This is a genomic window from Roseateles sp. GW821-FHT09H10 (assembly GCF_059415865.1).
In genome coordinates, this window is record NZ_JBWKOB010000005.1 from 358,572 (window position 1) to 384,357 (window position 25,786).

A 25,786-nucleotide genomic window follows, 5' to 3' on the forward strand; every position below is an offset into this window, starting at 1 on the left:
ATCAGTGAGCTCAGAGAAGATCCATGTCACCGACCTCGAGGCCGCCATCAACTGGTGGCGCGAGCGTTCGCCGTCCGCCGACGGCGTCAGCGCCGCTCCCGAGGTCCGCGCGCTGGCCGAGGCCTATGCCCTGCTGGCCTGGACCCGCGCGACCGAAGTCGACATCGAGGCCCTGAGCGACAAGGCGCTGGGCGCCTGGCTGGACTGGTACGAAACGACGCCCGACTCGCCCTGCATCGCCATCTGCTCGACCGCCCAGGGCGACCCCATTTGCAAGGGCTGCGGCCGCACGTTTGATGAAGTGCAGCACTGGCCCGGCCTGGATCCCTTCGAGAAGCGCATCGTCTGGCAGCGCATCACGCAGGAAGGCACGGCCTGGCGCTTCAATCGCTACGCGGAAAGGGCTGTGCGATGACCCGCATCCGCTTCATCGGCAGCGTCCGCCGCCTGGTGCCGCTGGCCTGGCCCGTCCTCGTCGGCCAGATCGCCGTGATGATGTTCAGCACGGTCGACACGCTGATGATGGGCCGCGTCGGCCCGCAGGACCTGGCAGCCCTGGCCGTGGGCTCGGCGGCCTATGTGTCCATCTTCGTCGGCCTGATGGGCGTGGTGCTCGCCGTCGGCCCCATCGCCGGCCGGCAGTTCGGTGCCGACGACCTGCCTGGCTCGGGCCGCAGCTTCGTGCAGGCCCAGTGGCTGGCCGTGCTGCTGTGCGTGCCCGGCTGCCTGCTGCTGTGGTTCCCCGACCCCTTCATCTGGCTGGCCCAGCTCGACGCCGCCCAGGCCGACAAGGTGCGGGCCTACACCCGGCCCGAGGCCTTCGCCCTGCCGGCCGCCCTGCTCTTCACGGCCTTCCGTGGCTTCTCGACCGCCATCAGCCGGCCCAAGGCCGTCATGGCCATGCAGCTGACCGGCCTGGCCGCCAAGGTGCCGTTGAACGCCGTCCTCGTGTTCGGCTGGGGGCCCGTCCCGGCCATGGGCGTGGCGGGCTGCGGCTGGGCCACGGCCATCGCGATGACGGCCCAGGCAGCCGCGGCCCTGATCCTGCTGAGGCGCGACGCCTTCTACCGGCCGTTCCACATCCCCTTCCTGTGGCAGACGCGCCCGCAATGGGGCGAACTCTGGGCCCTGGTGCGCCTGGGCCTGCCCATGGGCGGCTCCATCCTCGTCGAGGTGACGGGCTTCACCTTCATGGCCTTCTTCATCGCCCGCCTGGGCGCCACGCCGGTGGCCGGCCACCAGATCGCCGTCAATCTCGTCGCGATGATGTTCATGACCGCCCTGGCCCTGGCCACGGCCGCCGGCACCCTGGTGGCCCAGCATCTGGGCGCCGAGCAAAAGCGCGAGGCCCGCATCGTCGGCCGCCACGCGATGGCTCTGGCCACGCTGGTGGCGGCAGGCCTGGGCGCCATCGTCGCCCTGGCGCGCGAGCCCATCGTCACGCTGTACACGGACAACCCCGAGGCTGCGGCGGCCGCGTTGCCGCTGCTGGTCTGGGTCTGGTTCTTCCACCTCGGCGATGCGCTGCAGACGGTGGCGGCCTATGTGCTGCGCGCCTACCAGGTCGCGACACTGCCCATGATCATCTACGTCGTGGCGCTGTGGGGCCTGGGCATTGGCGGCGGCTACTTCCTCGCCTTCGGCACGACCGGCAATGGCGCGGTCGGCTTCTGGCAGGCCGCCACGGCCGGCCTGATGATGGCCGCGCTGCTGCTGAGCCTGCTGCTCAAGCGCGTCTTCAACGAGAACCGCTAGGACTTCGCCGCCGGAACAAACAGCACGAAACGGCTGCCGCCGCCCTCGCGCTGCAGGCAGCGCACGCTGCCGCCGTGGCGCTCGGCGATCTGCTTGACCAGGCTCAGGCCCAGGCCCACGCCGCCCGCCATCTCGGCATGGCCGGGCAGGCGGTAGAAGGGCTCGAAGATGCGTTCGCGCAGATCGGCCGGCACGCCCGGGCCGCGGTCGGCGACGATGAACTCATAGCCGCCGGCCACCGGCTTCAGCACCAGCTCCACATCGGGGCCGCCATAGCGGCGCGCGTTGTCGAGCAGATTGCGCAGCGCACGCCGCAGCAGGCGCTCCTGGCCGTCGATGCGGGCGGAATCGGTCTCGGGCTCGAAGGCCGCTTCGGCGCGGGCCGCCTCCTCGGCGCCCAGGGCCAGCAGTTCGACGGGATGGGTCTCGCCGACCGCGCTGCCGGCCTCCAGCCGGCTGGCCAGCAGCACTTCCTCGACCAGGGCATCGAGCTCGGCGATGTTGACGTCGATCTCGTGCACCAGGCGCTGGCGTTGGGCCGGCGCGGCATCGTCGAGCATGGCGAAGGCCATCTTCAGCCGCGCCAGCGGCGAGCGCAGCTCGTGGCTGGCATTGGCCAGCAGGGTCTGGTGGGAGCGCAGCAAAGTCTCGATGCGGTCGGCGGCCTGATTGAAGCTGGTGGCCAGGGCCGCGACCTCATCGCGCCCGCCATCATCGACACGGTGGCCGAGCTGGCCCGAACCGAATTTCTCGACGCCGCGCTTGAGCGCCTCGAGACGGCGTGTCAGCCGGCGCACGACCGGGTAGGCGCCCACCGCGACACCGATGAAGAGCAGCACCAGCACGACGGCCAGCGTCGACACCGCCGGGGCGCCGGGCGAGACGGGGCGGTGCAGCCAGGGCCCGGTGAACGGTCCTTCGTCCGCACGCAAGGGTCGGACACCCGGACCACCGGGACCGGACGCTCCCGAGGCGCCGGCCTGCGGGCCGGGCGGGCGCACGCTGCGCACCATCTCCAGGCTGCGGCCGTCACCGAGGTTGGCACTGACGACGATGGCACCCGGATCGTCGACGCGGCGCAGGAACATCTGTGTCGTCGCGATGCGCTTGCCCGCGGCATCCTCCAGCGCGATGGGCATGCGCAGGCGCTGGCCCCAGTCGGCAAAGGCCGCCGCCTGCTCGTCGCGCGGCGCCGTGACGGGCGGCAGCGCGAGCTTGAGCAGGCCGGCCATCGCGTTCAGGCGCTCACCGGCCGCCGTCTCGACATTGCCGCGCTCCTGCTCGATATGGCGCTGGAACAGCCAGGCCGAGCCGAAGGCGAACGCCAGCAGCAGCGCCACCAGCGTCAGGTAGATGCGGACGTAGAGCGATTTCAATTCAGGGGCGTGGAAAGTAGGACATTTGCGGGCCGAGCGCCGGGCCGCTCCCTAGCCGGCCCGCGTTCGGCGATGTGCTTGCCGGTCGATCGGGCAAGCATCGCCGTCCCCTCGGGGGCTGAGGCCGGACACATGGCGCCCAGTGGGCGGCATGTGCCTGCCGAAGCTCTGCGGCCAGTGACCGCAGAGCGGTCCCGGCCCATGTACTCATTGGACGAGGGGCTCCGTTCAAGCTGCGTCGGCGTCAGCGTCTTGCTTGCGCGCAAAGACGTAGCCTGCGCCCCGGACGGTCAGCACGCGGCGCGGGTTCTTGGGGTCGTCCTCGATGACGGCGCGGATGCGCGAGATGTGCACGTCGATGGAGCGGTCGAAGGCTTCCAGCGGATGGCCCTTCAGCGCATCCATGATCTGGTCGCGGCTCAGCACCCGGCCCGGGCTTTGCGCCAGCACGACGAGGAGGTCGAACTGGTGGCTGGTCAGGTCGCAGATCTTGCCGTCCAGGCGCGCCACGCGGGCGGCCAGGTCGATCTCCAGGCGGCCGAAGCGCAGCACCTCGTCGCCGTCGAGCTTGGGCTCCAGGCGGCGCAGCAGGGCCTTGATGCGGGCCTGCAGCTCGCGCGGCTCGAAGGGCTTGGCGAGGTAGTCGTCGGCGCCGAGTTCCAGGCCGAGGATGCGGTCCATGGGTTCGCCACGGGCCGACAGCATCAGCACCGGCTGGTGGCGCCAGCGCGGGTCGCCGCGCAGCCAGCGGCAAAAGTCCAGACCGTCGCCGTCGGGCAGCATCAGGTCCAGCACCAGCAGCTCGAAGCGGCCATGGGACAGGGCTTCGCGAGCCTGGGCCAGGCTGGCGGCCGTGCTGACCTCGAAGCCGGCGGCGCGGAGGTAGTCGCCCACCATGCCGGTCAGGCGGGCATCGTCATCGATCAACAGCAGTCGGGCGCTACTCATCACCGGGGCGAGGGAGGAAAAGGGAATCCGGCGCGCTTCCGCGCCGGTGGAACGAGGCTCAAGCATCGCAGAACTCCTCGCAGAGAGCCAATCAACCGGCGTGACGCGCGGCCATGCGCGCCTGACGCTTCTTCATGAGTTCGCCGATCTTGGCGCGCTGCTCGGGGGTCAGCACGCGGGCGGCATCGATGCTGGCCTGGCTCAGGCGCTTGGAGGCGGCTTCGCGCTGGGCGCTCAACTGCACGCGCACGGCCTCGATGGCGGCGGCGTCGACATTGGTGGCCGTGTACAGCGTGGCCATCTGCTCATGCAGCTTCTTGCCAGCTTCGCGCTGGCCGGACAGGTCCTGGCGGGCGGCCTTGAAGATGGCGTCGATCTGGCTGCGCTGGGAGTCCGTCGCGTTGACGAGGTCCAGCAGATGCTCCATGTGGCCGCCGAACAGGCCGCCGGGCGCCATCATGGCCGGGCCGCCATGGTGGCCGCCGTGGCCGGGCTGGGCGTGGGCGGCAGCGCCGCCGAGAACCAGTGCCGCAGCCACGGTGGCGGCGCGCAACAGGTTCTGAATCTGGATGGCTTTCATCAGGATCTCCTGGAAGAAGAGGGAGTGATGTGATCTTCCAGGGAGCCTGTGTGGCCTCTTTGGGCCCGCGGTAAAGAACTGTGTCCCGTTGTCGTCGCGAGCCTTACAGCTGTGACCAGATCACTTGATCGGCTTGAAGCGCATGCGCTTCGGACGCGCGCCTTCCTCGCCCAGGCGCTTCTTCTTGTCGGCTTCGTACTCGTGGAAGTTGCCGTCGAAGAAGAACCACTGCGAGTTGCCTTCGCAGGCCAGGATGTGGGTGCAGATGCGGTCCAGGAACCAGCGGTCATGGCTGATGACCATGGCCGAGCCGGCAAACTCCAGCAGCGCTTCTTCCAGCGCGCGCAGGGTTTCGACATCGAGGTCGTTGGACGGTTCGTCCAGCATCAGCACGTTGCCGCCCTGGGCCAGGGTCTTGGCCAGGTGCAGGCGGCCGCGCTCACCGCCGGAGAGCTGGCCCACCAGCTTCTGCTGATCGTTGCCCTTGAAGTTGAAGCGGCCCAGATAGGCGCGGCTGGGCATGACGAACTTGCCGACGATGATGTTGTCCAGGCCACCGGAGACGTCCTGCCAGACGGTCTTGTCGGCTTCCAGGCTGGCGCGGCTCTGGTCGACGAAGGCCAGCTTGGCGGTCTTGCCGATCTTGACCGTGCCGCTGTCCGGCTGTTCCACGCCTTGCAGCATGCGGAACAGCGTCGACTTGCCGGCGCCGTTGGGGCCGATGATGCCGACGATGGCGCCGGCCGGCACCTTGAACGACAGGTTGTCGATCAGCACGCGGTCGCCGAAGCTCTTGCTGACATTCTCGAACTCGATGACTTCATTGCCCAGGCGCTCGGCCACGGGGATGAAGATTTCGTTCGTCACGTTGCGCTGCTGGTATTCGACGTCGCTCAGCTCCTCGAAGCGGGCCAGACGCGCCTTGCTCTTGGCCTGGCGGCCCTTGGCGTTCGAGCGAACCCACTTCAGTTCCTCCTTCATCGCCTTCATGCGCGCGTCTTCGGACTTCTGCTCGGTCTCCAGGCGGCGTTCCTTCTGGTCCAGCCATTCGGAGTAGTTGCCCTTCCAGGGAATGCCGTGGCCGCGGTCCAGTTCCAGGATCCACTCGGCGGCGTTGTCCAGGAAGTAGCGATCGTGGGTGATGGCCACGACGGTGCCAGGGAAGCGCTGCAGGAACTGCTCCAGCCACTCGACACTTTCCGCGTCCAAGTGGTTGGTCGGTTCGTCGAGCAGCAGCATGTCGGGCTTGGACAGCAGCAGGCGGCACAGGGCCACACGGCGCTTCTCGCCACCGGACAGCACGCCGATCTGGGCATCCCAGGGCGGCAGATTCAGCGCGTCGGCGGCCAGTTCCAGCTGCAGGTCGGTGTTCTCGGAGCCCGCGGCGGCAATGATGGCTTCCAGCTCGCCCTGCTCGGCGGCCAGGGCGTCGAAGTCGGCGTCCGGCTCGGCATAGGCGGCATAGACCTCGTCCAGGCGCTTCTTGGCGGCCAGCACGCCGCCGATGCCCTCTTCCACGGCCTCACGCACGGTCTGGTCGGCGTTCAGGCGCGGCTCCTGCTCCAGGTAGCCGATCTTGATGCCCGGCATCGGGATGGCTTCGCCCTCGTACTCCTTGTCGACGCCGGCCATGATCTTCAGGATGGTCGACTTGCCAGAGCCGTTGACGCCCAGCACGCCGATCTTGGCGCCGGGGAAGAAGGACAGCGAGATGTCCTTGAGGATGTGGCGCTTGGGGGGAACCGTCTTGTTGACGCGGTTCATTGAAAAGACGTACTGGGCCATGGCGCTGCTCCGAGACAAAAAACAGCGCAGGCCCCGACGGATCGGAGCCTGCGCATCAATGGGTTTGGGGGGGATTGTCGCCGATGCCGGCGGCCCCTCAAGCGCGGCGGCGTTTCCTCAGGGCGATCACGGCCAGGCCGCCCAGACACAGCGCCGCCGTCGTGGGCTCGGGCACGGGGGTCAGGAGCAGGCCGTAGGACGAGCCATCGAGCTCGCCCGCCGTGCCAGTCAACCACCCCGCGTCATTGATGCCACGCACGATGGTGTATTCGCTGCCGTAGTCCAGGCTTTGGTAGCCTTCGAGCGTGCCCACGAAGCCGTGATACAGCCCTGGGTCGCCGTAGAAGCCAACGATCACGCCGGAGGCATTCATCTCGCGCAGGGCAGTACGGCGGAACCCCGCCACGCTCGCCAGATGGGTCGGCTGGCCGGTCGTGATGTCGAAGCTGAATGCGCTGAAGCTCCAGGAGCCATTCGCATTGCGTTCGCGTTGATCGCCCAGCACGACACCGACATCGTTGATCTTCCCGACGAGCGAGTAGCCATCGGTCGTTCCGCCTCCGATCAACGCCACGGCTCCGGTCGAGCGGTCCATCGCAAAGGATTGGAGGGCTCCGTTGCTCAGCACGCCATAGCCAGACAAGTAGCGGCCGTTCGACGAGATACCCGTCAACGACGTCTCCTGCGCCCAGGGCATGCTGACCGTCTGGTACTGCCCGCCCTCGTAGATGAAGCCCTGCGAAAAGCCAACCCAGGTGCTGCCCTCGGGGTCGACGTAGGTGCCAGTGGCATAAGCCCCCACGATGGCACCGGTCTCCGAGATGCCCGACGCACTGGTACCCAAGGAGCCTGAGGGACCGGACAGCGTCGTCAGCGCGCCAGCCTCGTAGACATAGGCCCGTCCGTAGTCGGTGTCCGACATCGCGTAGTAGCCGACCACTTGCCCCCGGTTGTTCACGTCATCCGCCGTCACCCAGTAGGCGCCGGGCACGTCAATGCGGGTCAGCTTGTAATTGGCGGCCGAAGCGATGGCTGCCGCCAGCGCAAGGCCAACGCCCAGAACCAGCCTAGGCAGATTGCGTTTGAACATTGGAGATTCCCTGAAGTCTTGGTGCGGGCCGAGCCCGCCGGCCGCGCATTCTGGTGACGGCCATTGCACGCCACAGGCGATGAGCACCGAACCCGGGGGCATCGTTTTCCCTAGACGGTGGAGATGGCTTCGCGGCCACCGTGGCGTCACTAGACTGCGCCATCCCAACATCCACGAGATGTCCATGCGTGTCCTGACCGTCATCTGCGCGGCTGCAGCGTTTTGCCTGACCTCGGTCGCCCCTGCCCAGACCCTGAAATGGTCCAGCCAGGGCGACATGCAGACCACCGATCCGCATTCGCAGAACGAGGTCATGACCAACAGCCTGAACAACCAGGTCTATGAAACCCTGACCCGGCGCGGCAAGGATCTGGCCCCGATGCCGGCCCTGGCCACCGAGTGGACCCAGGTCACGCCGCTGATCTGGCGCTTCAAGCTGCGCCCGGGCGTCAAGTTCCACGACGGCACGCCCTTCACGGCCGACGACGTCGTGTTCTCGATGCAGCGCCTGCGCGACGACAACTCGCCCCAGCGCGTCTACGCCAACGCCGTGGGCTCGCCCAAGGCCGTCGACCCGCTGACCGTCGTCTTCACGCTGGACAAGCCCAACCCCATCGTGCCAGAGCTGATGACCACGCTGTTCATCATGAGCCGCAAGTGGTGCGAGCAGAACCGCGTCGCGCGGCCGCTGAACTTCAAGCAGCAGGAAGAGTCCTTCGCCAGCCAGAACGCCAATGGCACCGGCCCCTTCATGCTGGTCAGCCGCCAGCCCGGCGTGAAGACGGTCTTCAAGCGCAATCCGAACTGGTGGAACAAGTTCGAGGGCAATCTGCAGGAGTTCGTCTACCTGCCCATCGCCAACGACGCGACGCGCACCGCGGCCCTGATCACGGGCGAGATCGACTTCGTCCTCGACCCGCCGCCGCGCGACATCGCCCGGCTGCGCGCCATGCCCGAGCTCAAGATCCTCGACGGCCAGGAGAACCGCATCGTCTACGTCGGCATGGACCAGAGCCGCGACAAGCTGCTCTACGGCCAGACCTCCGATGGCAAGAACCCGCTGAAGGACCTGCGCGTGCGCAAGGCCCTGTATCAGGCCATCGACATCGAGGCCATCAAGACCAAGCTGATGAGCGGCTATTCGGCACCCACCGGCGGCCTGACCGCCTCGTCGCGCGGCGCCTATGGCGACCCCAAGCTGGAGAGCCGCCTGCCCTATGACCCCGCTAGCGCGAAGAAGCTGCTCGCCGAGGCCGGCTACCCCGACGGCTTCGACATCACGCTGGACTGCCCCAACAACCGCTATGTCAACGACGAGCGCATCTGCATCGCCCTGGCCAGCATGTGGGCCCAGGTCAAGGTCAGGGTCAAGGTCAACGCCATGCCGCGCACCCTGTACTTCCCCAAGATCGAGAAATTCGACACCAGCCTCTTCGTGACCGGCTGGGGCGGCGGCTCCACCGACGCCGAGACCATGCTGACCCCGGTGCTGCGCAACCGCGGCGAGCAGGGCGTGGGCGTGGCCAACTATGGCGGCATCGTCAACGCCGAAGCGGATGCGCTGGCCGCCGCCTCCACCATCGAGATCGACCCGAAAAAGCGCGAGACGCTGGTGAAATCCGCCCTGCAGGCCTACCGCGACCAGGTCAACATCATTCCCCTGCACCGCCAGGTCATTCCCTGGGCCATGCGCAAGGAAGTCAGCCTGCCTCATTCAGCCAACAACTGGGCAAGCATGGATTGGGTCACGATCCGTAAATAATTCAGCCGCTAGAATGCCAATCAACGCCGCGCTGACAGTCTTGCGCGGCGTTTCACTTTTAGAGCCCCCGCACGCGGCCTGGCTTGCCCGAAGACTGGTGTCGCCTCCCCGGCGGCACGGCGAGCCCCGGTGATTTTCGGCGTGCCCTCCCCTTTTTAGGATTCGATGAGTTTCGACACCCTGGGCCTTGCAGCGCCGCTGCTGAAGGCCATTGCTGACGCCGGCTACACCTCTCCCACCCCCATCCAGGCCCAGGCCATTCCCGCCGTTCTGAACGGCGGCGACCTGATGGCCGGCGCCCAGACCGGCACCGGCAAGACCGCCGGCTTCACCCTGCCCATGCTGCACCGCCTCGCCACCGGCGAGAAGCTGCTCAACAAGCGCGGCAAGATCGCCATCCGCGCCCTGGTGCTGACGCCCACCCGCGAACTCGCCGCCCAGGTCGAGGAAAGCGTGCAGACCTACGGCAAATACCTGCCGCTGAAGAGCATGGTCATGTTCGGCGGCGTCGGCATGCAGCCGCAGATCAACAAGCTGCGCGACGGCGTCGACATCCTCGTCGCCACGCCCGGCCGCCTGCTCGACCACGCCCAGCAAGGCACCCTGGACCTGAGCCAGGTGCAGATCCTGGTGCTCGACGAAGCCGACCGCATGCTGGACATGGGCTTCGTGCACGACATCAAGAAGGTGCTGGCCCTGCTGCCCGCCAAGAAGCAGAGCCTGCTGTTCTCGGCCACCTTCAGCGACGAGATCAAGAACCTCGCCGACCGCCTGCTCAACGCCCCGGCCCTCATCGAAGTGGCCCGCCGCAACCAGACCAACGACGCCATCGCGCAGAAGGTCCATCCGGTCGGCCGCGAGCGCAAGAAGGAGCTGCTGGCCCACCTCATCAAGAGCGGCGACTGGCACCAGGTGCTGGTCTTCACGCGCATGAAGCACGGCGCCAACCGCCTGACCGACTTCCTGAACGACAGCGGCATCAGCGCCATGGCCATCCATGGCAACAAGAGCCAGGGTGCCCGCACCAAGGCCCTGGCCGACTTCAAGAGTGGCGACCTGACCTGCCTGGTGGCGACCGACATCGCCGCCCGCGGCATCGACATCGACCAGCTGCCCCACGTCGTCAACTTCGAGCTGCCCAATGTGCCGGAGGACTATGTCCACCGCATCGGCCGCACCGGCCGCGCCGGCGCCCAGGGCGAGGCGGTCAGCCTCGTCTGCGTCGACGAGAACGGCTTCCTGCGCGACATCGAGAAGCTCATCAAGCGCGAGATCCCCAAGGAGATCGTGCCCGGCTTCGCACCTGACCCCAACGAGCGCGCCGAGCCCATCGTGCTGGGTCGCACCGTGCTGAACCCCAATGGCAGCCGCGGCCGCAACCCCAACCCGCCGCCACACGCGGGCCGTGGCGGTCGTGGTGGCAATGGCGGCGGTGGTGGTGGTGGTGGCCGTGGTGGCGACAATCGCGGCGGCCAGCGCGACAGCGGCCGTCCGGGCGGCGGCAAGCCCCAGGCCCATGCCGGCCACGGCGGCGCCAAGCCGGCCGGCCACACCGGCCATGGCGGCGCCCGCACGGCCCCCAAGCCGCAAGGCCAGCGCCCAGCCGGCAGCCAGCCCAGCCGTGACGGCGGCGCCCCACGCCACAACAACGGCCCGCGCCTGACCCAGCCCAAGCGCTGATCAGCGCCCGACCCGTCTGCCAGGCCTGCCTCTCACGAGGCAGGCCTTTTTCTTTTCTCCTCGGCGCAACTCCCTATCCATCGGCACGCTCTGATGCCGATACTTGGCCGCACGGGCCGGCTGCAACGACGCAGCATCGCGCTGGCATGACCCGGCACCGACAAGAGGAGAACCCATGTTCAATTCCATCCAGAAGCGTCTGACGGTGGGCTGCATGGCCGTCGTCGTGGTCAGCCTGCTCAGTGCCACGCTGTTGAACCACGGCATCGTCAGCAAGCATGTGAAGGCGCAGACGACGCAGGGCCTGAACGAGCTGAGCGCCGCGCATGCGCAGGCCATCGGCGAGTGGGTGGGCACGCAGAAGGCCGTCGTGGCCGCCGTGGTGCCCGCGGCGCTGACGGACGACCCCAAGGCCTTCCTGGTCCAGGCCCAGAAGTCGGGCCGCCTGGCCTCCGCCTACGCCGGCTACCCCGACAAGCGCATGATCTTCGACGTGCCGCAGCAGCTGCCCGAGGGCTACGACCCGACCATCCGCCCCTGGTACAAGGGCGCCGCGGCGTCCGACAAGCCCATCCTGACCGCGCCCTATGCCGACGCCGCCACCAAGCGGCTGCTCGTGACCTTCGCGATGGCCGTGAAGACCGACGGGGAGATCAAGGCGGTGGTGGGCAGCGACGTCTTCCTCGACGACGTGTCCAAGATCGTCGCCTCCATCCACCCGACGCCGCGCGGTCTGGCCTTCCTCATCGACACCGACGGCCAGGTCATCGCCCATCCGGACACGCAGCGCATCCTGAAGAAGGTGTCCGAGCTGTCGCCCGCCCTCACCCCCGAGGCGCTGAAGCAGGCCACCGAGCCCTCGGGCCCGTGGGTCGAGGTGCGCATGGGCGAGGACGGCTATCTGCTGCGCGGCGCCGCCGTGCCGGGCACGAGCTGGACGCTGATGACGGCCGCCCGCGCTGACGAAGCCCTGGCCTCGCTGGACACGCTGCTGAAGGCCGCCGCGCTGGCCCTCGTCGTCATGGCGGGCCTGGCCGCGATGGCCGCCGCCTGGCTGGTGCGCTCCATGCTGACGTCGCTGAACCGCGTCAACGCCGCGATGGCGCAGATCGGCAGCGGCGACGCCGACCTGACCCGGCGCCTGCCCGAGCACGGCAGCGACGAGATCGCGCGCATCGCGCAGAGCTTCAACATCTTCTGCGCCAAGATCGAATCCACCATCCGCGAGGTGCGCACCGCGTCCGACTCGATCTCGACGGCGTCCTCCGAGATCGCCACCGGCAACGTCGACCTCAGCCACCGTACGGAAGAAACCGCGTCCAACCTGCAGCAGACGGCCAGCGCGCTGGAGCAGATCACCAGCACGGTGCGCCAGAGCGCCGACAACGCGTCCACGGCCAATGAACTTGCGGGCAACGCGGCCGGCGTGGCGCAGCGTGGCGGCCAAGTGGTGACGCAGGTGGTGCACACCATGGCCGAGATCACCCAGTCCAGCCAGAAGATCGCCGACATCATCGGCGTCATCGACGGCATCGCCTTCCAGACCAACATCCTGGCGCTGAACGCCGCCGTCGAGGCCGCGCGTGCCGGCGAGCAGGGCCGCGGCTTCGCCGTCGTGGCCACCGAGGTGCGCAATCTCGCCCAGCGCAGCGCCGCGTCGGCCAAGGAGATCAAGGCCCTGATCGGTACCAGCGTCGAGCGCGTCGAGGCGGGTTCGCGCCTGGTCGAGGACGCCGGCAAGACCATGACCGAGATCGTCAGCAGCGTGCAGCGCGTCACGGAGGTCATCGCCGAGATCACCGCCGCGGCCAAGGAGCAGAGCTCGGGCATCGACGTCGTCAATGGCGCCGTCAACACGCTGGACCAGATGACGCAGCAGAACGCCGCCCTGGTCGAGGAAAGCGCCGCCGCCGCGGAAAGCCTCAAGGACCAGGCCCACCGGCTGGCGGGCGTGGTGTCCACCTTCCGCGTGAGTTGAGCCCGGCCGGCTAGCATGCCGGCCATGCCCGACTCCATGCCGACCTGGATCGCCGGCGCTACAGGCCTTGTCGGCCGGGCGCTGTGCGCCGAACTGCCCGACGCGCTGGCGCTGGTGCGCCGCCCGCAAGCCGGTGCGTCGACGGTGGACTACAGCCGCCCCGAATCCTTTGCCGCCCTGCCCGCGCCGCGCCGCGTGTTCATCGCGCTCGGCACGACGATGGCTCAGGCCGGCTCGCAGCAGGCCTTTCGTGCGGCGGACTTCGACACCGTGCTGACCGTGGCCCGCGCCGCGCAGGCGGCCGGCGCCACGCACTGCGGGCTGGTGTCCGCGCTGGGCGCCAGCGCGCGGTCTGCCGTCTTCTACAACCGGGTCAAGGGCGAGGCCGAGGACGCGCTGGTCGCGCTCGGCTTCGAGCGCCTCGTCATCGCGCGCCCCTCGCTGCTGGACGGCGACCGCGAGCGGCTGGACCAGCCCCATCGCAGCGGTGAAGCCTGGACGCTGCGGCTCACCCGCCCGCTGGCCGGACTGATCCCGGCCATGTGGCGGCCGATCTCGCCCCAGCGCATCGCGCGGGCCATGCGCATCGCCATGGAGGCGCCCGGCCCGGCCGTGCTCGTCATCGAGTCCGGCGAGATGCAGCGCCTGGGCGCATGAAGTCACCCGCGGTCCCACCGGCCGAGGTCGACTTCTCCGACCCCGAGGCACCGGCCTCGCCCACCTTCGGCGACGTCTACCACTCGCGCGCCGGCGCGCTGGCGCAGGCCCGCCATGTCTTCGTCGCCGGCAATGGCCTGCCCGGCCGCTGGCAGGGCCGCGAGCGCTTCGTCGTGCTGGAGACGGGCTTCGGCCTGGGCAACAACTTCCTCGCCATCTGGGATGCCTGGCGGCTAGACCCGGCACGCTGTGAACGCCTGGTCTTCGTCAGCGTCGAGAAGCACCCGCTGCGCCGCGATGACCTGGCCCGTGCGCATGCCGCCAGCCCGCTGCCCGAGCTGGCCCGGCAGCTCGTCGACCGCTGGCCGCCGCTGACGGCCGGACTGCACACGCTGAGCTGCGAGGGCGGCCGCGTCGAGCTGCTGCTGGGCCTGGGCGACGGGCGCGACCTGCTGCGCGAACTGGTGCTGCAGGCCGACGCGATCTGTCTCGATGGCTTCGCGCCCAAGCTCAACCCCGCGCTGTGGGACGAATGGCTGCTGAAAAGCCTTTCCCGGCTGGCGGCGCCGGGCGCCACCCTGGCGACCTGGAGCATCAACCGCCCGATGCGCCGCGCCTTGACGTCGCTGGGCTTCGAGGTCGAGCTGGCACCCGGCTTTGCCAACAAGCCCGAGATGACCACCGCCCGCTTCGCGCCACGCCACGCGCCGCAGCGCCCGGCGGGCCGCGAAGCCATCGCGCCGCAAGCGCGCCAGGCCGTCATCGTCGGCGCCGGCCTCGCGGGCGCCGCCTGTGCGCTGGCCCTGTCGCGGGCCGGCGTGGCCTGCACCGTTGTCGACGCCCTGCCCGGTCCGGCCCAGGCCAGTTCGGGCAACCCGGCAGGCCTCTTTCACGGCACGCTCAACCCTGACGACGGCCTGCACGCGCGCTTCAACCGCGCGGCGGCCCTGGCCACGCAGGCCCAGGTGGCCGAGCTCGGCCTGCCCCACCGGCGCGGCCTGCTGAGGCTGGAGACGCGCCTGCCTGCCGCCGCCATGCAGGGCGCGCCGGGCTATGTCGAAGCCTTGTCGGCCGAGGCCGCCTCGGCCCTGGCCGGTATCCCGCTCGCCCATCCGGCCTGGCTCTACCCCGGCGGCGGCGCGCTGGACCCGGCCGCCTACACCCGGGCCATGCTGGCCGCCAGCGGCGCCGCACTGGCAGCGGGTCGCCGTGTCGGCGCCCTGGAGCGCTGCGACGACGGCTGGCGCCTGCTCGATGACGAGGGTGAATTCATCGCCGAGGCGCCCCTCGTCGTGCTCGCGGGCGGCCATGCCCAGTTGCCGTTGCTCGGCGAACTCGCCGCCGACCTCGTCGTGCAGCGCGGCCAGCTGACCCATCTGCCCGCGGCGCCCTGCTGCCCCGCCCTGCCCATCGCTGGCGACGGTTACGCCATCGCTGACGGCCAGGGCGGCCTGTGGTGTGGTGCGACGGCACAAGATGGCGAGCTTGACCCCGCGCTGCGCGAGGCCGACCAGGTCGACAACCTCGCCCGCTACGCCCGCCTTGCCGGCCTGGCGGCAGCACCCGAAGCGCCCCTCGCCGGCCGGGTCGCCTGGCGCCTCATCGCAACCGACCGCCTCCCGCTGATCGGCGGCCTGGCCCTGCCCGGCACGCCCGAGGCCGACCAGCTGCGCCTGCAGTCCCGCCTGCCCGGCCTCGTCGTCTGCACTGGTTTCGCCTCGCGCGGCATCACCTGGGCAGCCCTGGCCGGCCGTCTCGTCGCGGCCCTGGCCCTGGGCTCACCCAGGCCGCTGGAGGCCGAACTGCTGGATGCCGTCGACCCGCTGCGCTTCGCGTTGCGCCGGCGACGCAAGCCCGGCCGCTGACGCCAAGTTCAAGCAACTATTGCCGCTTCCTCCCCCATATCGCTCTTCCACCTCGCCAAGGCCGGCGGCAAACTGCGCCGTTGACTCCGGCCTGGCCGGAGTTCCTTTCCCTTTCTGATGGAGACGACGGCATGAGCGGTTCGCAGCGATTGAAGTTGGCACTGGGCGTCGTGCTCGGTGTGGTGACCGTGGGCGTCGGCGTGGCGCTGTCCGGCCTGGGTGACAACGCCGGCTCCGCCAAAGGCTGGCTGTATGCCGTGCTGGTGCTGACCTGGGTGGCGGGCCTGTTCGGCCTGCTGGCCGGCGGCGGCGCGGGCGGCAGCCTGCATGCAGCCACCGAGGCGGCCGAGGCCCTGGCCCGTTTCGACCTGACCCATCCCATCCCGCGCGGCGGCAGTGGCGACATCGGCCGCCTGCTCGGCGCGCTGGACGACACCCAGCAATCCCTGCAGAAGCTCATCGGCAAGGTGCGCGAGGCCGCCGACAGCATCGGCACGGCCAGCGCCGAGATCGCCACCGGCAACCTGGACCTGAGCCAGCGCACCGAGCAGACGGCCAGCAATCTGCAGAACGCCGCCTCGTCCATGTCGGAGCTGACCGGCACCGTCAAGCAGACGGCCGACGCCGCCATGACGGCCAACCAGCTCGCCAGCTCTGCGGCAAGCGTTGCCAAGCGCGGCGGCGAAGCGGTATCCCAGGTCGTCGCGACCATGGACCAGATCAGCCACAGCTCGCGCAAGATCAACGAGATCATCGGCACCATCGACGGCATCGCCTTCCAGACCAACATCCTGGCCCTGAACGCCGCCGTGGAAGCGGCCCGCGCCGGTGAACAGGGCCGCGGCTTCGCCGTCGTGGCCGGCGAGGTGCGCCTGCTGGCCCAGCGCAGCGCCGAAGCCGCCAAGGAGATCAAGAGCCTCATCAGCGCCAGCGTCGAGCGCGTGGACTCCGGCACCCAGCAGGTGCAGGACGCCGGCGCCACCATGACCGAGATCGTCGCCAGCGTGCAGCGCGTGACCGACATCATTGGCGAGATCAGCGCCGCGGCCCGCGAGCAGAGCGAGGGCATCGGCGTCGTCAACGGCTCCGTCGTGCAACTCGACCAGATGACGCAGCAGAACGCGGCCCTGGTGGAGGAATCCGCCGCCGCGGCCGAGAGCCTGCGCGAGCAGTCGGCCCGCATGGCCGAGGCCATCAGCGTGTTCAAGCTCGGCGGCGGTGCCGCCCATCGCCCTGCCCCGGCCAAGTCGCCGGCCGTGCACAAGCCCGCCCCTGCCAAGCCGGCAGCCAAGGCGGCCGCCCCCAAGCCGGCGGCCGCGCCCAGGCCGGCTGCGACGCCCGTGGCCAAGGCCGCGCCCGTTGCCGCGCCGCGTCCCGCCGCTTCTCCGGCTCCGGCCGCCGACGACGGCGACTGGGAAACCTTCTGAGAAGGTTCTGAAAAAGTTCTGGCGCGCGCCAAACCGCGCCGTTGAACGGAGCCGGGCCATGCCCGGCTCTTTGCATTGGGAATCCGGGGCTACCCGTCACTGCCCCCGGTGACGGGCTGCCGCCAGTGGGCACTCCCCAGGGCCTTGCCCATAGTCCTGCAGGCACCGCGCGCCCATCCGGCGCCGCGGGCCGCTGCCGCAGTACTCCGCAGCAACACCCCCAAAGGAGTCCCACCATGTTCCGAACCAGCCACAAGCTGTCCCTGCTCGGCCTTGCCGCCCTCACCTCCCTGGCCCAGGCCCAGAGCCTGGACGCCAAGCCGGCCGAGGCCAGCGCCACCGCGCAGGGCCTGCTGCGCGCCAGCGCCGAAGGCCTTGCCCGCCAGTTCCCGGGCCTGAGCCTGCACGGCAGCGACCACAGCTACGAGATGCGCCGCGTCGTGCAGGAAGACGACGGCAGCAGCCATGTCCATTTCGATCGCCGCATCGCCGGCCTGCGCGTCATCGGCGCCGACCTCATCGTGCAGACCGACAGGCGCGGCAACCTCGCCACCATGCACCGCAGCAACCGCATGCTGCCCAGCCTGTCGACCAAGCCGGGCGTCAGCGCGGCGCGCGCCCTGCTGAGCGTTCTCGTCGAGCATCCGCTGGCCGAGGTGCAGCCACGCCCTGAGCTCGTCATCTGGGCCCGCGAGGACCTGCCCCGCCTGGCCTGGGAGGTCAGGGTCAGCGGCGACGGCGACGACGGCACGCCCTACGACAAGCACGTCATCGTCGACGCCGGCAACGGCCAGCAGCTGGACGCCTGGGACGACGTCCAGACCGCGGCGGCCAGCGGCACGGGCAAGACCCTGTACAGCGGCAATGTCGCACTGACGACCAACAGCATCAGCGGCGGCTACGAGCTGCGCGACCCCAGCCGCGGCAGCACCTACACCATCAACATGAAGAACAGGACGAGCGGCGGCAGCATCGCCACCGACGCCGACAACAGCTGGGGCAACAACGCCACCAGCGACACCAACAGCGCCGCGGCCGACGCCCAGTACGGCACGTCGGTCACCTGGGACTACTACAAGAACATCCACGGCCGCAGCGGCATCGCCAACGACGGCCGCGGCGCCTACAACCGCGTGCACTACGGCCGCAACTACAACAACGCCTTCTGGTCGGACTCGTGCTTCTGCATGACCTATGGCGACGGCGACGGCAGCACCTTCAAGCCTCTGGTGGCCCTGGACGTGGCTGGCCACGAGATGACCCATGGCGTCACCAGCCGCACCGCAGGGCTGATCTATTCCGGCGAGTCGGGCGGCCTCAACGAGGCCACCTCCGACATCTTCGGCACCATGGTGGAGTTCCATGCCGCCAATGGCAACGACGCCGGCGACTACCTGATCGGCGAGAAGATCCGCGTCGGCGGCGGCTCGCTGCGCAACATGATCAAGCCCAGCAGCGACGGCAAGTCGGCCGACTGCTGGTACTCGGGCGTGGGCAACCTCAACGTCCACTACAGCTCGGGCGTGGCCAACCACTTCTTCTTCCTGCTCGCCGAGGGCACGAACAGCAGCTACGGCAGCAGCCCCACCTGCGTCGCCGGCAACACGCGCGTCGCCACCGGCAGCGGCTCGCTGACCGGCATCGGCCGCGCCGCCGCGGCCAAGATCTGGTACCGGGCGCTGACGACCAAGTTCACGTCGTCCACCACCTATGCAGGCGCACGCAGCGGCACCATCGCCGCCGCCAACGAGCTCTACGGCGCCGGCAGCGTCCAGGCCAATGCCGTGGCCGCCGCCTGGAGCGCCGTCGGTAGGAACTGAGCCTTGGGGCTTACTCGGAAGGGGCGTCCTCGGACGCCCCTTTTTTCTGGACGTAGCTGGCCTTGCGACCCCTTGCGGGATACCAGACCTCGCGCTCCACCCAATGCGCCAACCGCCCGGCCCGCTCGCCCCGCTGCTCGCGCAGCCAGGCCAGCGCGACGTCATCGAGCACATAGCTGCCGTCGCGCAGCTCACGCAGGGCCTGGGGCTGGCGACGCCGCAGCACGGCGGCGGGCATGGGCGCCTCGAGTGCCTTGACCAGATCGTCCAGGGCGATCCAGCGCTGCGGCAGCAATTCATCGTCCAGCACGCGGATGCGCTGGCCCTTGAAGGCGTAGAACTGCCCCTGCACCTGCCGGAAGGCCTGCTGCTTCAAGCCTCGCCCCAACGCCTCGCCGAGTGCGACGAGATCGCCAGCGAAGGCCTTGGCCCACAGCATCAGCGCCACCAGCAGGCCAGCCCAGCCGCTGGCCCACCACAGCAGCGCCGTCACGGAACCGCAGACGGCCAGCCTCAGCAGCAGGCTGCGCCACCAGTGGTGCTTCTCGTGGGAGGCGGCGTCAAAGCCGAGCGGCCCGCGCGCCATGCGCTCAGAACTTCAGCGTCTTCACGCCTTCGGCGCCACCCAGCAGGCAGACGCTGGCCTTGTGGCGGGCGAACACGCCGACGGTGACGACGCCGGGCCACTGGCTGACCTCGGCCTCGAAGGCCAGCGGGTCGGTGATGGCCAGGCCGCGCACGTCGAGGATGTGGCCGGCGTTGTCGGTGACGACGCCGGCCCGCAGCGTGGCTGCGCCGCCAAGCTTGGCAAAGCGCCGCGCCAGCTGGGCTGCGGCCATGGGAATGATCTCGACCGGCAGCGGGAACTTGCCCAGCGTGGGCACGAGCTTGGAGTCGTCGGCGATGCAGACGAACTGGTCGGCCAGGTCGGCGACGATCTTCTCGCGCGTCAGCGCGGCGCCGCCGCCCTTGACCATGAAGCCCTGGCCGTCGATCTCGTCGGCGCCGTCGATGTAGACGGCCAGGCGCTCGACCTCGGTGGCATCGAAGACCTTGATGCCATGCTTGATGAGGCGCTGCGTCGAGCGCTCCGAGCTGGACACGGCGCCGGGAATGGCGATGCCCCCCTCTGCAATCCGTGCGGCGAGGGCATCGATGAAGCAGTCCACCGTGGAGCCGGTGCCGACGCCGAGGATCTGGCCGGCGGGGACGTAGTCCAGGGCCGCGCGGCCGACGAGTTGCTTGAGCTGGTCTTGGTTCATGGCGCCGGATTGTCCGGCAAGCGGGGTCGGGAAAGTTCTAGGCCCGCAGCCCGCCCGGGCCGGCGAAGGCTGGCAATACTCCGCCCCACCACCGCGAGGCCGAGCCATCAGTCGCCCGCGACACAACAAGCTCGGGAGGGAGAGAAGACATGGATTCGCACACCAAGGTGTTTCGCGCGCATCGCGCACTGGCATGGTTCTATGCGGCGATAGGCATCTGCTTCGCGGCGATAGGCGCAGTGGCAAAGGAAAGCTTTGTGAGCATGCTGCCCCTGGTGCTCACCTTCGGGATCATCTTCTCGGTGCACTACTTCACCGCGCGCGCCTGCCGGCAGGGCAAGGCTGGCGGCCGCACCGCCTCCATCGTCATCGCCTGCCTGATGCTGCTCGGTTTCCCGGTCGGGACCCTGATCGGCATCTACCTGCTGGCCAACACCTGGAAGCCCTGGGGGCCCGCCGCCTCGGGCACCGCCTGAGGCGGACCGGAGGGGGCAAGCCCTCCCCGGTCCGAGACCCGCAGGCCTACTTCATGACAACGCGCTTGGCCGCCGAGTCGACGGCCACCTGGCTCTTGCCGTCCCAGGACGTGAAGCGGTACTCCACGACGTCACCCTTCTTCAGGCCGCCCAGCGTGTAGCGGCTGGCCGAACCATCCTGGCGCATGCGCACGGTCTGGGTCTCGCCGCCATTGACGGTGTAGTGCACATCCACCCCGCCCGCCGCGGTCGCGGCGAGTTCGAGGGTGGTGGCGCCGGTCTGGGCCGAGGCCGTCGGCACCGCCGTCGTCTTCGCCTTGGCCGGCGCAGTCACCGCCACGTTGTTGACGCTCGCCAGGCCGGAGTCCCAGATGATGTCGTCGAAGGCCATCTGGAAGGGCGCGCCGGGCACGGCGCCATCCACGCTGAGGAACTCGAACAGCGAGTTCATGGACTGCAGCGCGACCAGCGGTCCGGCGAGTTCGGCCACGGGGATGGTCGCGGTGCCCCATTCACCGTTGCGCACCAGGCCGTAGGCGGTGGTGTTGGCGGGGAAGGTCACCCAGTTGTGGTTGGTGTAGGTGTCCAGGATGCCGATGCGGAAGGCGACGTTGGCCGGCGCCTTGATCTTCAGCTTGACATGGCCGTTGCGGAAGCCGCTCATGTCATGCACCTGGCGCGACTGCACGGCGCCACCGAACCACTGCCCCGGCGCGAAGTAGTTCAAGGCCAGCACGTTGGAGCCCTCGAACGGCGGGGTGCTGCCGCCGCCCATGGAGCCGGTGTTCCAGATGAAGAAGTCCGACGTGGCGCCGAGGGTCTGGCTGTTGTTGACCGCCGTGGTGTCGGTGAAGACGCCGAACTTGCCGACCTCGGGCTGGATGCCGTTGCCCAGCTTGACCTCGCCCAGGCCGTCCAGCTCATAGACGCGCACATAGTCCACATAGGTCGTGGCCGGCAGCGGCGCCGTGATCTGGGAAGGCGTGGCGGCGGGCGTGAAATTGCCGCCGACCGCCATGTTCATCAGCAGGTAGAAGGGCTCCTTCAGCGACTGCGAGGCGATGGTGATGGGGGCCTTGTACATGTCGTACTCGCGGCCGTTGTCCACCACCGTGAAGCGCATCTGCGTGTCCGTCCAGTAGAGGCGGTAGCTCACGAAGCGGTTGGCCAGGGAGCGCGACGGCGTGTACCAGTTCTTGGTCTGCCAGGCGGTGGAGGCGGCGCAGCTCTCGTTGCCCGGCACGCAGGCGTCCTGGTGGAAGAAGATGACGTTGGAGCCGACGAACTGGTTGGGCGAGATGGCCGGCAGGCCGGCCGGCTGGCGGCCGCCCTGCTCCATGATGTCGATCTCGCCGTTGCGCGGCCACACCTGCGGGCTGGTGCCCAGCAGCCAGGCGGCCGGCCACAGGCCCACGCCGACATTGGGCGTGGCCATGCGGACCTCGATCATGCCGAACTTGACCTGCACCTTGCCGGACGAATCGATCTTGCCGGAGGTGAACTGGTTGCTGCCCATGACCTCGCGCCGCGCAGTGATGGCCAGGGCCCGGGTGCCGGGCTCGAAGGGCACGTCGGCGATGCTGAGGTTGTTGGGGCGGTAGTACTGCAGCTCCTGGTTGCCGTAGCCGCAGAGGTTGATCTGGCAGCCATTGCCATCGCTGGGCGTCCAGAGGTTGGTGTTCAGGCTGGCGCCATTGAACTCCTCGGACCAGAGCAGCTTGCCGATGACGGGGCTGGTGACGCTGGCGGAAGCGGCTGTGCTGGCGGCCAGCAGCAGGCTGGCCATGAGTTGTTGATGCTTCATGGTTTTCATCCTTGGGCGTTGGACTTCCGACGGGCGGCAGCGGCCAGCAGCAGGCCGCCGGCGAGCATCAGGCCGTAGGTGGAGGGTTCGGGCACGGCGGCGGCGACGGTGATTCGCACCCCCGGCATGCCGAGGAAGGTCGAGGTCTCTTCGGTCCACACGCCCGGCGCGGTCGTGTAAGCCCAGTTGCCGCTGTAGTCCTGTGTGGCGCTGATCCACTGGCCGGCAAAGCCGGCGTCAGCGGTGGCAACCAGCCAGTAGTTGCCGGCATCCAGCGCCCAGCCGGTCGGGGTCACCGTGGTGTTGACGAGGGGGTCGTCGAGGTGGGTGCTGTAGAGCCAGCTGGCGCCGCTGGGCAGCGCGCCGGAACGTGTCACGACGCCCAGGGTGACGCCGCCCGTGCTGTCCCATTCGGGATTGCGCTCGATGGCGGTCAGGATGGACTGGATGGAAGTGGCGCTGCTGATCTGGAAAGGCACGGCGATGCTGTTGCCGGCCTTCAGCGGCGTGGGCCAGCCGTCGAGGAAGCTGATGTCCGGGCCATAGCTGTTGAGCACGACGGTCTGCGCGCCGGCCTGGGCTGCCACGCCGCACAGCAGCAGCGATGCGGCAATCTTGGAGAGGACGTGGGTCTGGGTTTGCATGGTGTCTCTCCTCGATCAGGCGCGGCGGCGGGCGATGGCGCCGACGGTGAAGAGGCCGGCCAGCAGCAGTGCATAGCTGCTCGGCTCGGGCACGGCGGCGACGTTGAGCGCGAACTGCAGGTCGTCGACGAGGACGGCGTTGGCGCGGCCCTCCAGGATGGGGCCGACGGCAGTGCCGATCTCGAGGAAGACCGAGGTCGTGCCAACAGGAATGGCCGCGGCCTGGAAGCTGATCTGCGTCCAGCTGGTGCTGAGCTGGGTCTGGAACTGCTGGTTCAGGCCCGTGCTGATGATGCCGTTGGCGCCCATATAGCGCAGGGTCACGAAGGCGTTGCCGGTGACGCTGGCGTCGCCCTTGGCCCAGAAGCTCAGCCAGGGGGTGTCGCCCACATTGGCGGCGCCCAGCACCGGCATGCCGCCGTGGCCGACGGAGTCCTGCAGCGCGATGGAGGCATCGAAGCCGTTGGGGGCGCTCAGCAGCAGCGAGAAGCTGCCGGAGTGGGCGTCAGTGGAGCGCGAGGCCGGGCTGCTGGTGGCAGCCGTCAGCCAGCCGGCGGCGAGTTGGCCCGGGCCGCCCGCGGCCTCGAAGCCGCCGTTGGCAAAGGCGTTGGTGGTGGCGGCACCGGCGGCGCCGGCCAGGGTGAGCGCAGCGATGGCCACGCAGGTCTTCAGATTCAGCATGTTGTCGTCTCCATGGTTTTGACGGGGGAAATAGAAATCCCGGAACGAGGCGACGACGAACTGCTGCCGGTCGCCGAAAGTGAAAGCGCTTTCTGAAAGCGCTTTCAACAAACGGCGCGGACGATAGGAGGCTTGCAACTGCCTGTCAATGTGGAGTCCCCTGCCCTGTCCTCGATGCAGGGGGCTCAGCCCTCAGGTGGCGTAGAACTTGCCGTGGAAACCGTAGGGCACGGCATAGGGCAGCCAGGCGCGGGCCAGCGGGCCGTTGGCCAGGCGCATCGCGTCAAAGATGCTGAGGAAGCTGCGGGCGCGCTTCACGTCATAGCCCATGCCGACCAGCCAGCCCTCGCCTTCCCGGCTGCTGCCGGGCTTGGGAACGAGCACGTGCTCCTCGACCACGGTGTCCGCACCGAAGCTGAAGCGCTCGCGGGCGCCACTCTCGATGTCCAGCCGCATCAGGCCGTTGAAGCCCCAGCGCGCGCCGGTGTCGATGGCTGTCGGGTACCAGACGAAACGGTGGCGCCGGGAGACGACACGCGGATCGACGACGGGGAACTCGACGGCCTCGTCGCGCGTGGCCAGGCGCAGCCTTCCGGCCTGCAGGTCGATCTCCAACACTCGCGGCGACGACACCTCCCGACCGGTGCGCTGGCCGCGCATCATCTGCTCGGCGCTCACGTTGAACTCCGGCAACGGCACCCCTTGCACATAATCGACGCGCAGCAACCCGCCCTCGTCCCAGGCATTGCCGAAATGAAAGACATGGCAGGCCGGCATCTCGAAGACGCGCCGGCGCGAGAAGTCGGCCTTGTCAATGACGAGGACACGGGTGGGCTGGTCGGCGCCCCAGCGCATGGCGTCGATCATCGAGCCGCCGGCGCGCACGGCCGCGATGTCCAGCGTGATGGGGGCCAGCAGAAAGACAAGATGACGCTGGGACACGGCGAAGTCGTGCAGCATGGCGGGCGCGGCGACGTCATCCAGCACGGCATGGCGGCGCACGCTGCCAGCAGCGTCGATCTGGTACAGGGCCAACCGGCCGTTGGCGCTACCGAAGTTCCACACCGTGCCATCGGGTTCGACCTTGGGGTGGGCCGAGAAGGGCATGCCCAAAAGTTCGGGCGACCAGGTCTTGACGCCGCGCGTGGCCAGCGTCGCCGGGTCCAGCTCGTAGGCGCTGCCGCCTTCCCACAGCGCATACAGGCTCTGGCCCTGCAGCAGCACGCTGGTGTTGGCCGTGTTGACGCTGTCGGGCCCGCGCATGGGGCGCTCGGATCGGATGGCCGTGCCGAAGGCGGGCAGCAGGAAGCGGCCGGCCTGCTGCTCGGCCTGGAACTTGGCTGTCTGCACGAAGCGGGCGCGGTGGCTGGCGCGCCCCTCGGCCAGCGACCAGGCCTGGATGAGGCCGTCGCCGTCGAACCAGTGCCGATAGCGCTGCGAGCCGCGTTGCATCAGCCCCGGCCCGTTGCGGAAGTAGCGGCCGCGCAGGCCCGCCGGCAACCGCCCCTCGATGGCGGCAGCGGCGTCCATCGCCTCGCCGGCCAGGCCGCGCAGGGGGGCGAGCTCGGGCGCATCGGCGGCAAAGCCGTCCGCCGGCAGGCCCAGGGCCAGCAGTTCGGGGCTGAAGGCACCGGCCAGCAGCGAGGCCAGCAGGGAGCGACGCGTCGTGCTCATGGCCCGGCCCTCAGTTCAGCTTGACCTTGACGGTCGCGCCAGCCACGGGCGTGAGAACGGCCTGCTCGAACGTCGGCGGTCCGAAATTGCCGGCCGCGTTGTTGGAGAAGCCATAGGGCTCGACCGGGATGCCCATGGCATTCATGTCCAGGCGGCCGTTGGCATTGGCGTCCTGGAACAGGCTCAGCGCCAGCGAGCCGTCGGGCATATCCTTCAGCACGACGGTGAGCTTGCCGGCGACGGCAGCTTCCAGGCTGAAGCGCTGGCCGGCCTGCGGCTGGCGCAGCCAGCGCGTCGGCTCGGTGAAGACGGCCACCATCAGCGAGGCTCCCTGCAGCCGAGCGGTGTCCAGGCCTTCGACCTCGAGGGTGATGTCGGCCGCCTGGCCGCACAACGGCAGCAGAGCGGACAGGGCGGCAGTGGCAAGGGCTTTCTTCATCGCGGTCTCCAGGGTTCAGCAGTGGCAACAGGCTGAATGATGGAAACCGCGCCGCCGCGGCGCGAGCGCGCTGCGACGGGTGG

21 protein-coding genes and 1 pseudogene are annotated in these 25,786 nt (G+C 69.2%); 10 read left to right on the forward strand and 12 right to left on the reverse strand.

Annotated features, from left to right (window positions below; genetic code table 11):
- The first annotated feature begins 4 nt into the window (after positions 1-4).
- Positions 5-415, forward strand: coding sequence for a DUF3717 domain-containing protein (locus AC07OY_RS22845; protein WP_495044869.1), 411 nt, complete (start codon positions 5-7; stop codon positions 413-415).
- On the forward strand, positions 412-1,755 hold the full coding sequence (locus AC07OY_RS22850) for an MATE family efflux transporter (protein WP_495044870.1): 1,344 nt from the start codon (positions 412-414) through the stop codon (positions 1,753-1,755). The genes AC07OY_RS22845 and AC07OY_RS22850 overlap by 4 nt, the downstream gene beginning before the upstream one ends.
- On the opposite strand, the gene AC07OY_RS22855 is transcribed toward AC07OY_RS22850, so the two are convergent.
- The 5 genes from AC07OY_RS22855 to AC07OY_RS22875 all read right to left on the reverse strand — a co-directional run bounded on the left by AC07OY_RS22855 (position 1,752) and on the right by AC07OY_RS22875 (position 7,534).
- Positions 1,752-3,131, reverse strand: coding sequence for a sensor histidine kinase (locus AC07OY_RS22855; protein WP_495044871.1), 1,380 nt, complete (start codon positions 3,129-3,131; stop codon positions 1,752-1,754). The two genes, AC07OY_RS22850 and AC07OY_RS22855, sit on opposite strands and share 4 nt — an antisense overlap.
- Before the next feature lie 228 nt (positions 3,132-3,359).
- On the reverse strand, positions 3,360-4,079 hold the full coding sequence (locus AC07OY_RS22860; RefSeq protein WP_495044872.1) for a response regulator: 720 nt from the start codon (positions 4,077-4,079) through the stop codon (positions 3,360-3,362).
- 91 nt (positions 4,080-4,170) lie between these two features.
- On the reverse strand, positions 4,171-4,659 hold the full coding sequence (locus tag AC07OY_RS22865; RefSeq protein ID WP_495044873.1) for a Spy/CpxP family protein refolding chaperone: 489 nt from the start codon (positions 4,657-4,659) through the stop codon (positions 4,171-4,173).
- 120 nt (positions 4,660-4,779) lie between these two features.
- On the reverse strand, positions 4,780-6,444 hold the full coding sequence (gene ettA, locus AC07OY_RS22870) for an energy-dependent translational throttle protein EttA (RefSeq protein WP_495044874.1): 1,665 nt from the start codon (positions 6,442-6,444) through the stop codon (positions 4,780-4,782).
- 97 nt (positions 6,445-6,541) lie between these two features.
- Complete coding sequence (locus tag AC07OY_RS22875; RefSeq protein ID WP_495044876.1) at positions 6,542-7,534, reverse strand: PEP-CTERM sorting domain-containing protein; 993 nt, start codon at positions 7,532-7,534, stop codon at positions 6,542-6,544.
- Between the two features lie 184 nt (positions 7,535-7,718).
- Between AC07OY_RS22875 and AC07OY_RS22880 the strand changes: the two genes are divergently transcribed.
- The 7 genes and pseudogenes from AC07OY_RS22880 to AC07OY_RS22910 all read left to right on the forward strand — a co-directional run bounded on the left by AC07OY_RS22880 (position 7,719) and on the right by AC07OY_RS22910 (position 18,723).
- Positions 7,719-9,296: an ABC transporter substrate-binding protein gene (locus AC07OY_RS22880; RefSeq protein ID WP_495044877.1), complete on the forward strand. Its 1,578-nt coding sequence runs from the start codon at positions 7,719-7,721 to the stop codon at positions 9,294-9,296.
- Positions 9,297-9,461: 165 nt separating this feature from the next.
- Positions 9,462-10,976, forward strand: a complete 1,515-nt coding sequence (locus AC07OY_RS22885; RefSeq protein WP_495044878.1) for a DEAD/DEAH box helicase — start codon at positions 9,462-9,464, stop codon at positions 10,974-10,976.
- A gap of 175 nt (positions 10,977-11,151) precedes the next feature.
- Positions 11,152-12,954: a methyl-accepting chemotaxis protein gene (locus AC07OY_RS22890; RefSeq protein WP_495044879.1), complete on the forward strand. Its 1,803-nt coding sequence runs from the start codon at positions 11,152-11,154 to the stop codon at positions 12,952-12,954.
- Between the two features lie 24 nt (positions 12,955-12,978).
- Complete coding sequence (locus AC07OY_RS22895; protein ID WP_495044880.1) at positions 12,979-13,611, forward strand: Rossmann-fold NAD(P)-binding domain-containing protein; 633 nt, start codon at positions 12,979-12,981, stop codon at positions 13,609-13,611.
- Complete coding sequence (gene mnmC, locus AC07OY_RS22900; protein ID WP_495044881.1) at positions 13,608-15,476, forward strand: bifunctional tRNA (5-methylaminomethyl-2-thiouridine)(34)-methyltransferase MnmC2/FAD-dependent 5-carboxymethylaminomethyl-2-thiouridine(34) oxidoreductase MnmC1; 1,869 nt, start codon at positions 13,608-13,610, stop codon at positions 15,474-15,476. The genes AC07OY_RS22895 and mnmC overlap by 4 nt, the downstream gene beginning before the upstream one ends.
- A 539-nt stretch (positions 15,477-16,015) precedes the next feature.
- Positions 16,016-16,903 (forward strand): annotated as a pseudogene (locus tag AC07OY_RS22905) (methyl-accepting chemotaxis protein); the annotation flags it as partial.
- A 236-nt stretch (positions 16,904-17,139) separates the two neighbouring features.
- The gene (locus AC07OY_RS22910; protein ID WP_495044882.1) at positions 17,140-18,723 is read left to right on the forward strand and encodes a M4 family metallopeptidase; all 1,584 of its coding nucleotides are present in this window, start codon (positions 17,140-17,142) and stop codon (positions 18,721-18,723) included.
- A 10-nt stretch (positions 18,724-18,733) separates the two neighbouring features.
- Here the strand turns inward: AC07OY_RS22910 and AC07OY_RS22915 are convergent, their stop codons facing one another.
- Positions 18,734-19,309, reverse strand: a complete 576-nt coding sequence (locus tag AC07OY_RS22915; RefSeq protein WP_495044883.1) for a hypothetical protein — start codon at positions 19,307-19,309, stop codon at positions 18,734-18,736.
- 4 nt (positions 19,310-19,313) lie between these two features.
- On the reverse strand, positions 19,314-19,985 hold the full coding sequence (rpiA, locus tag AC07OY_RS22920; protein ID WP_495044884.1) for a ribose-5-phosphate isomerase RpiA: 672 nt from the start codon (positions 19,983-19,985) through the stop codon (positions 19,314-19,316).
- Positions 19,986-20,134: 149 nt separating this feature from the next.
- Between rpiA and AC07OY_RS22925 the strand changes: the two genes are divergently transcribed.
- Entirely contained in the window at positions 20,135-20,461 is a 327-nt protein-coding gene (locus AC07OY_RS22925) for a hypothetical protein (protein WP_495044885.1), read from the forward strand.
- Positions 20,462-20,507: 46 nt separating this feature from the next.
- Here AC07OY_RS22925 and AC07OY_RS22930 read toward each other — a convergent pair whose 3' ends face one another.
- From AC07OY_RS22930 to AC07OY_RS22950, 5 genes are all read right to left on the reverse strand, one after another.
- On the reverse strand, positions 20,508-22,265 hold the full coding sequence (locus AC07OY_RS22930; RefSeq protein WP_495044886.1) for a glycoside hydrolase family 16 protein: 1,758 nt from the start codon (positions 22,263-22,265) through the stop codon (positions 20,508-20,510).
- A 5-nt stretch (positions 22,266-22,270) separates the two neighbouring features.
- Positions 22,271-22,909 (reverse strand): PEP-CTERM sorting domain-containing protein, encoded by a 639-nt coding sequence (locus tag AC07OY_RS22935; RefSeq protein WP_495044887.1) that lies wholly within the window; start codon positions 22,907-22,909, stop codon positions 22,271-22,273.
- Between the two features lie 15 nt (positions 22,910-22,924).
- Positions 22,925-23,590, reverse strand: coding sequence for a PEP-CTERM sorting domain-containing protein (locus AC07OY_RS22940; RefSeq protein ID WP_495044888.1), 666 nt, complete (start codon positions 23,588-23,590; stop codon positions 22,925-22,927).
- A gap of 192 nt (positions 23,591-23,782) precedes the next feature.
- Positions 23,783-25,264 carry a carotenoid oxygenase family protein gene (locus AC07OY_RS22945; RefSeq protein ID WP_495044889.1) on the reverse strand — a complete coding sequence of 494 codons (1,482 nt, stop codon included), beginning with the start codon at positions 25,262-25,264 and terminating at the stop codon, positions 23,783-23,785.
- 10 nt (positions 25,265-25,274) lie between these two features.
- Positions 25,275-25,703, reverse strand: coding sequence for a DUF2141 domain-containing protein (locus tag AC07OY_RS22950; RefSeq protein ID WP_495044890.1), 429 nt, complete (start codon positions 25,701-25,703; stop codon positions 25,275-25,277).
- Between the last annotated feature and the right edge of the window lie 83 nt (positions 25,704-25,786).

Bases quoted from the DNA above. Each gene is read 5' to 3' on its own strand.
- AC07OY_RS22850 (WP_495044870.1), top strand. From the start codon at position 412: ATGACCCGCATCCGCTTCATCGGCAGCGTCCGCCGCCTGGTGCCGCTG.
- AC07OY_RS22860 (WP_495044872.1), bottom strand. From the start codon at position 4,079: ATGAGTAGCGCCCGACTGCTGTTGATCGATGACGATGCCCGCCTGACC.
- AC07OY_RS22865 (WP_495044873.1), bottom strand. From the start codon at position 4,659: ATGAAAGCCATCCAGATTCAGAACCTGTTGCGCGCCGCCACCGTGGCT.
- ettA (WP_495044874.1), bottom strand. From the start codon at position 6,444: ATGGCCCAGTACGTCTTTTCAATGAACCGCGTCAACAAGACGGTTCCC.
- AC07OY_RS22875 (WP_495044876.1), bottom strand. From the start codon at position 7,534: ATGTTCAAACGCAATCTGCCTAGGCTGGTTCTGGGCGTTGGCCTTGCG.
- AC07OY_RS22880 (WP_495044877.1), top strand. From the start codon at position 7,719: ATGCGTGTCCTGACCGTCATCTGCGCGGCTGCAGCGTTTTGCCTGACC.
- AC07OY_RS22885 (WP_495044878.1), top strand. From the start codon at position 9,462: ATGAGTTTCGACACCCTGGGCCTTGCAGCGCCGCTGCTGAAGGCCATT.
- AC07OY_RS22890 (WP_495044879.1), top strand. From the start codon at position 11,152: ATGTTCAATTCCATCCAGAAGCGTCTGACGGTGGGCTGCATGGCCGTC.
- AC07OY_RS22895 (WP_495044880.1), top strand. From the start codon at position 12,979: ATGCCCGACTCCATGCCGACCTGGATCGCCGGCGCTACAGGCCTTGTC.
- mnmC (WP_495044881.1), top strand. From the start codon at position 13,608: ATGAAGTCACCCGCGGTCCCACCGGCCGAGGTCGACTTCTCCGACCCC.
- AC07OY_RS22910 (WP_495044882.1), top strand. From the start codon at position 17,140: ATGTTCCGAACCAGCCACAAGCTGTCCCTGCTCGGCCTTGCCGCCCTC.
- AC07OY_RS22915 (WP_495044883.1), bottom strand. From the start codon at position 19,309: ATGGCGCGCGGGCCGCTCGGCTTTGACGCCGCCTCCCACGAGAAGCAC.
- rpiA (WP_495044884.1), bottom strand. From the start codon at position 19,985: ATGAACCAAGACCAGCTCAAGCAACTCGTCGGCCGCGCGGCCCTGGAC.
- AC07OY_RS22925 (WP_495044885.1), top strand. From the start codon at position 20,135: ATGGATTCGCACACCAAGGTGTTTCGCGCGCATCGCGCACTGGCATGG.
- AC07OY_RS22930 (WP_495044886.1), bottom strand. From the start codon at position 22,265: ATGAAGCATCAACAACTCATGGCCAGCCTGCTGCTGGCCGCCAGCACA.
- AC07OY_RS22935 (WP_495044887.1), bottom strand. From the start codon at position 22,909: ATGCAAACCCAGACCCACGTCCTCTCCAAGATTGCCGCATCGCTGCTG.
- AC07OY_RS22940 (WP_495044888.1), bottom strand. From the start codon at position 23,590: ATGCTGAATCTGAAGACCTGCGTGGCCATCGCTGCGCTCACCCTGGCC.
- AC07OY_RS22945 (WP_495044889.1), bottom strand. From the start codon at position 25,264: ATGAGCACGACGCGTCGCTCCCTGCTGGCCTCGCTGCTGGCCGGTGCC.
- AC07OY_RS22950 (WP_495044890.1), bottom strand. From the start codon at position 25,703: ATGAAGAAAGCCCTTGCCACTGCCGCCCTGTCCGCTCTGCTGCCGTTG.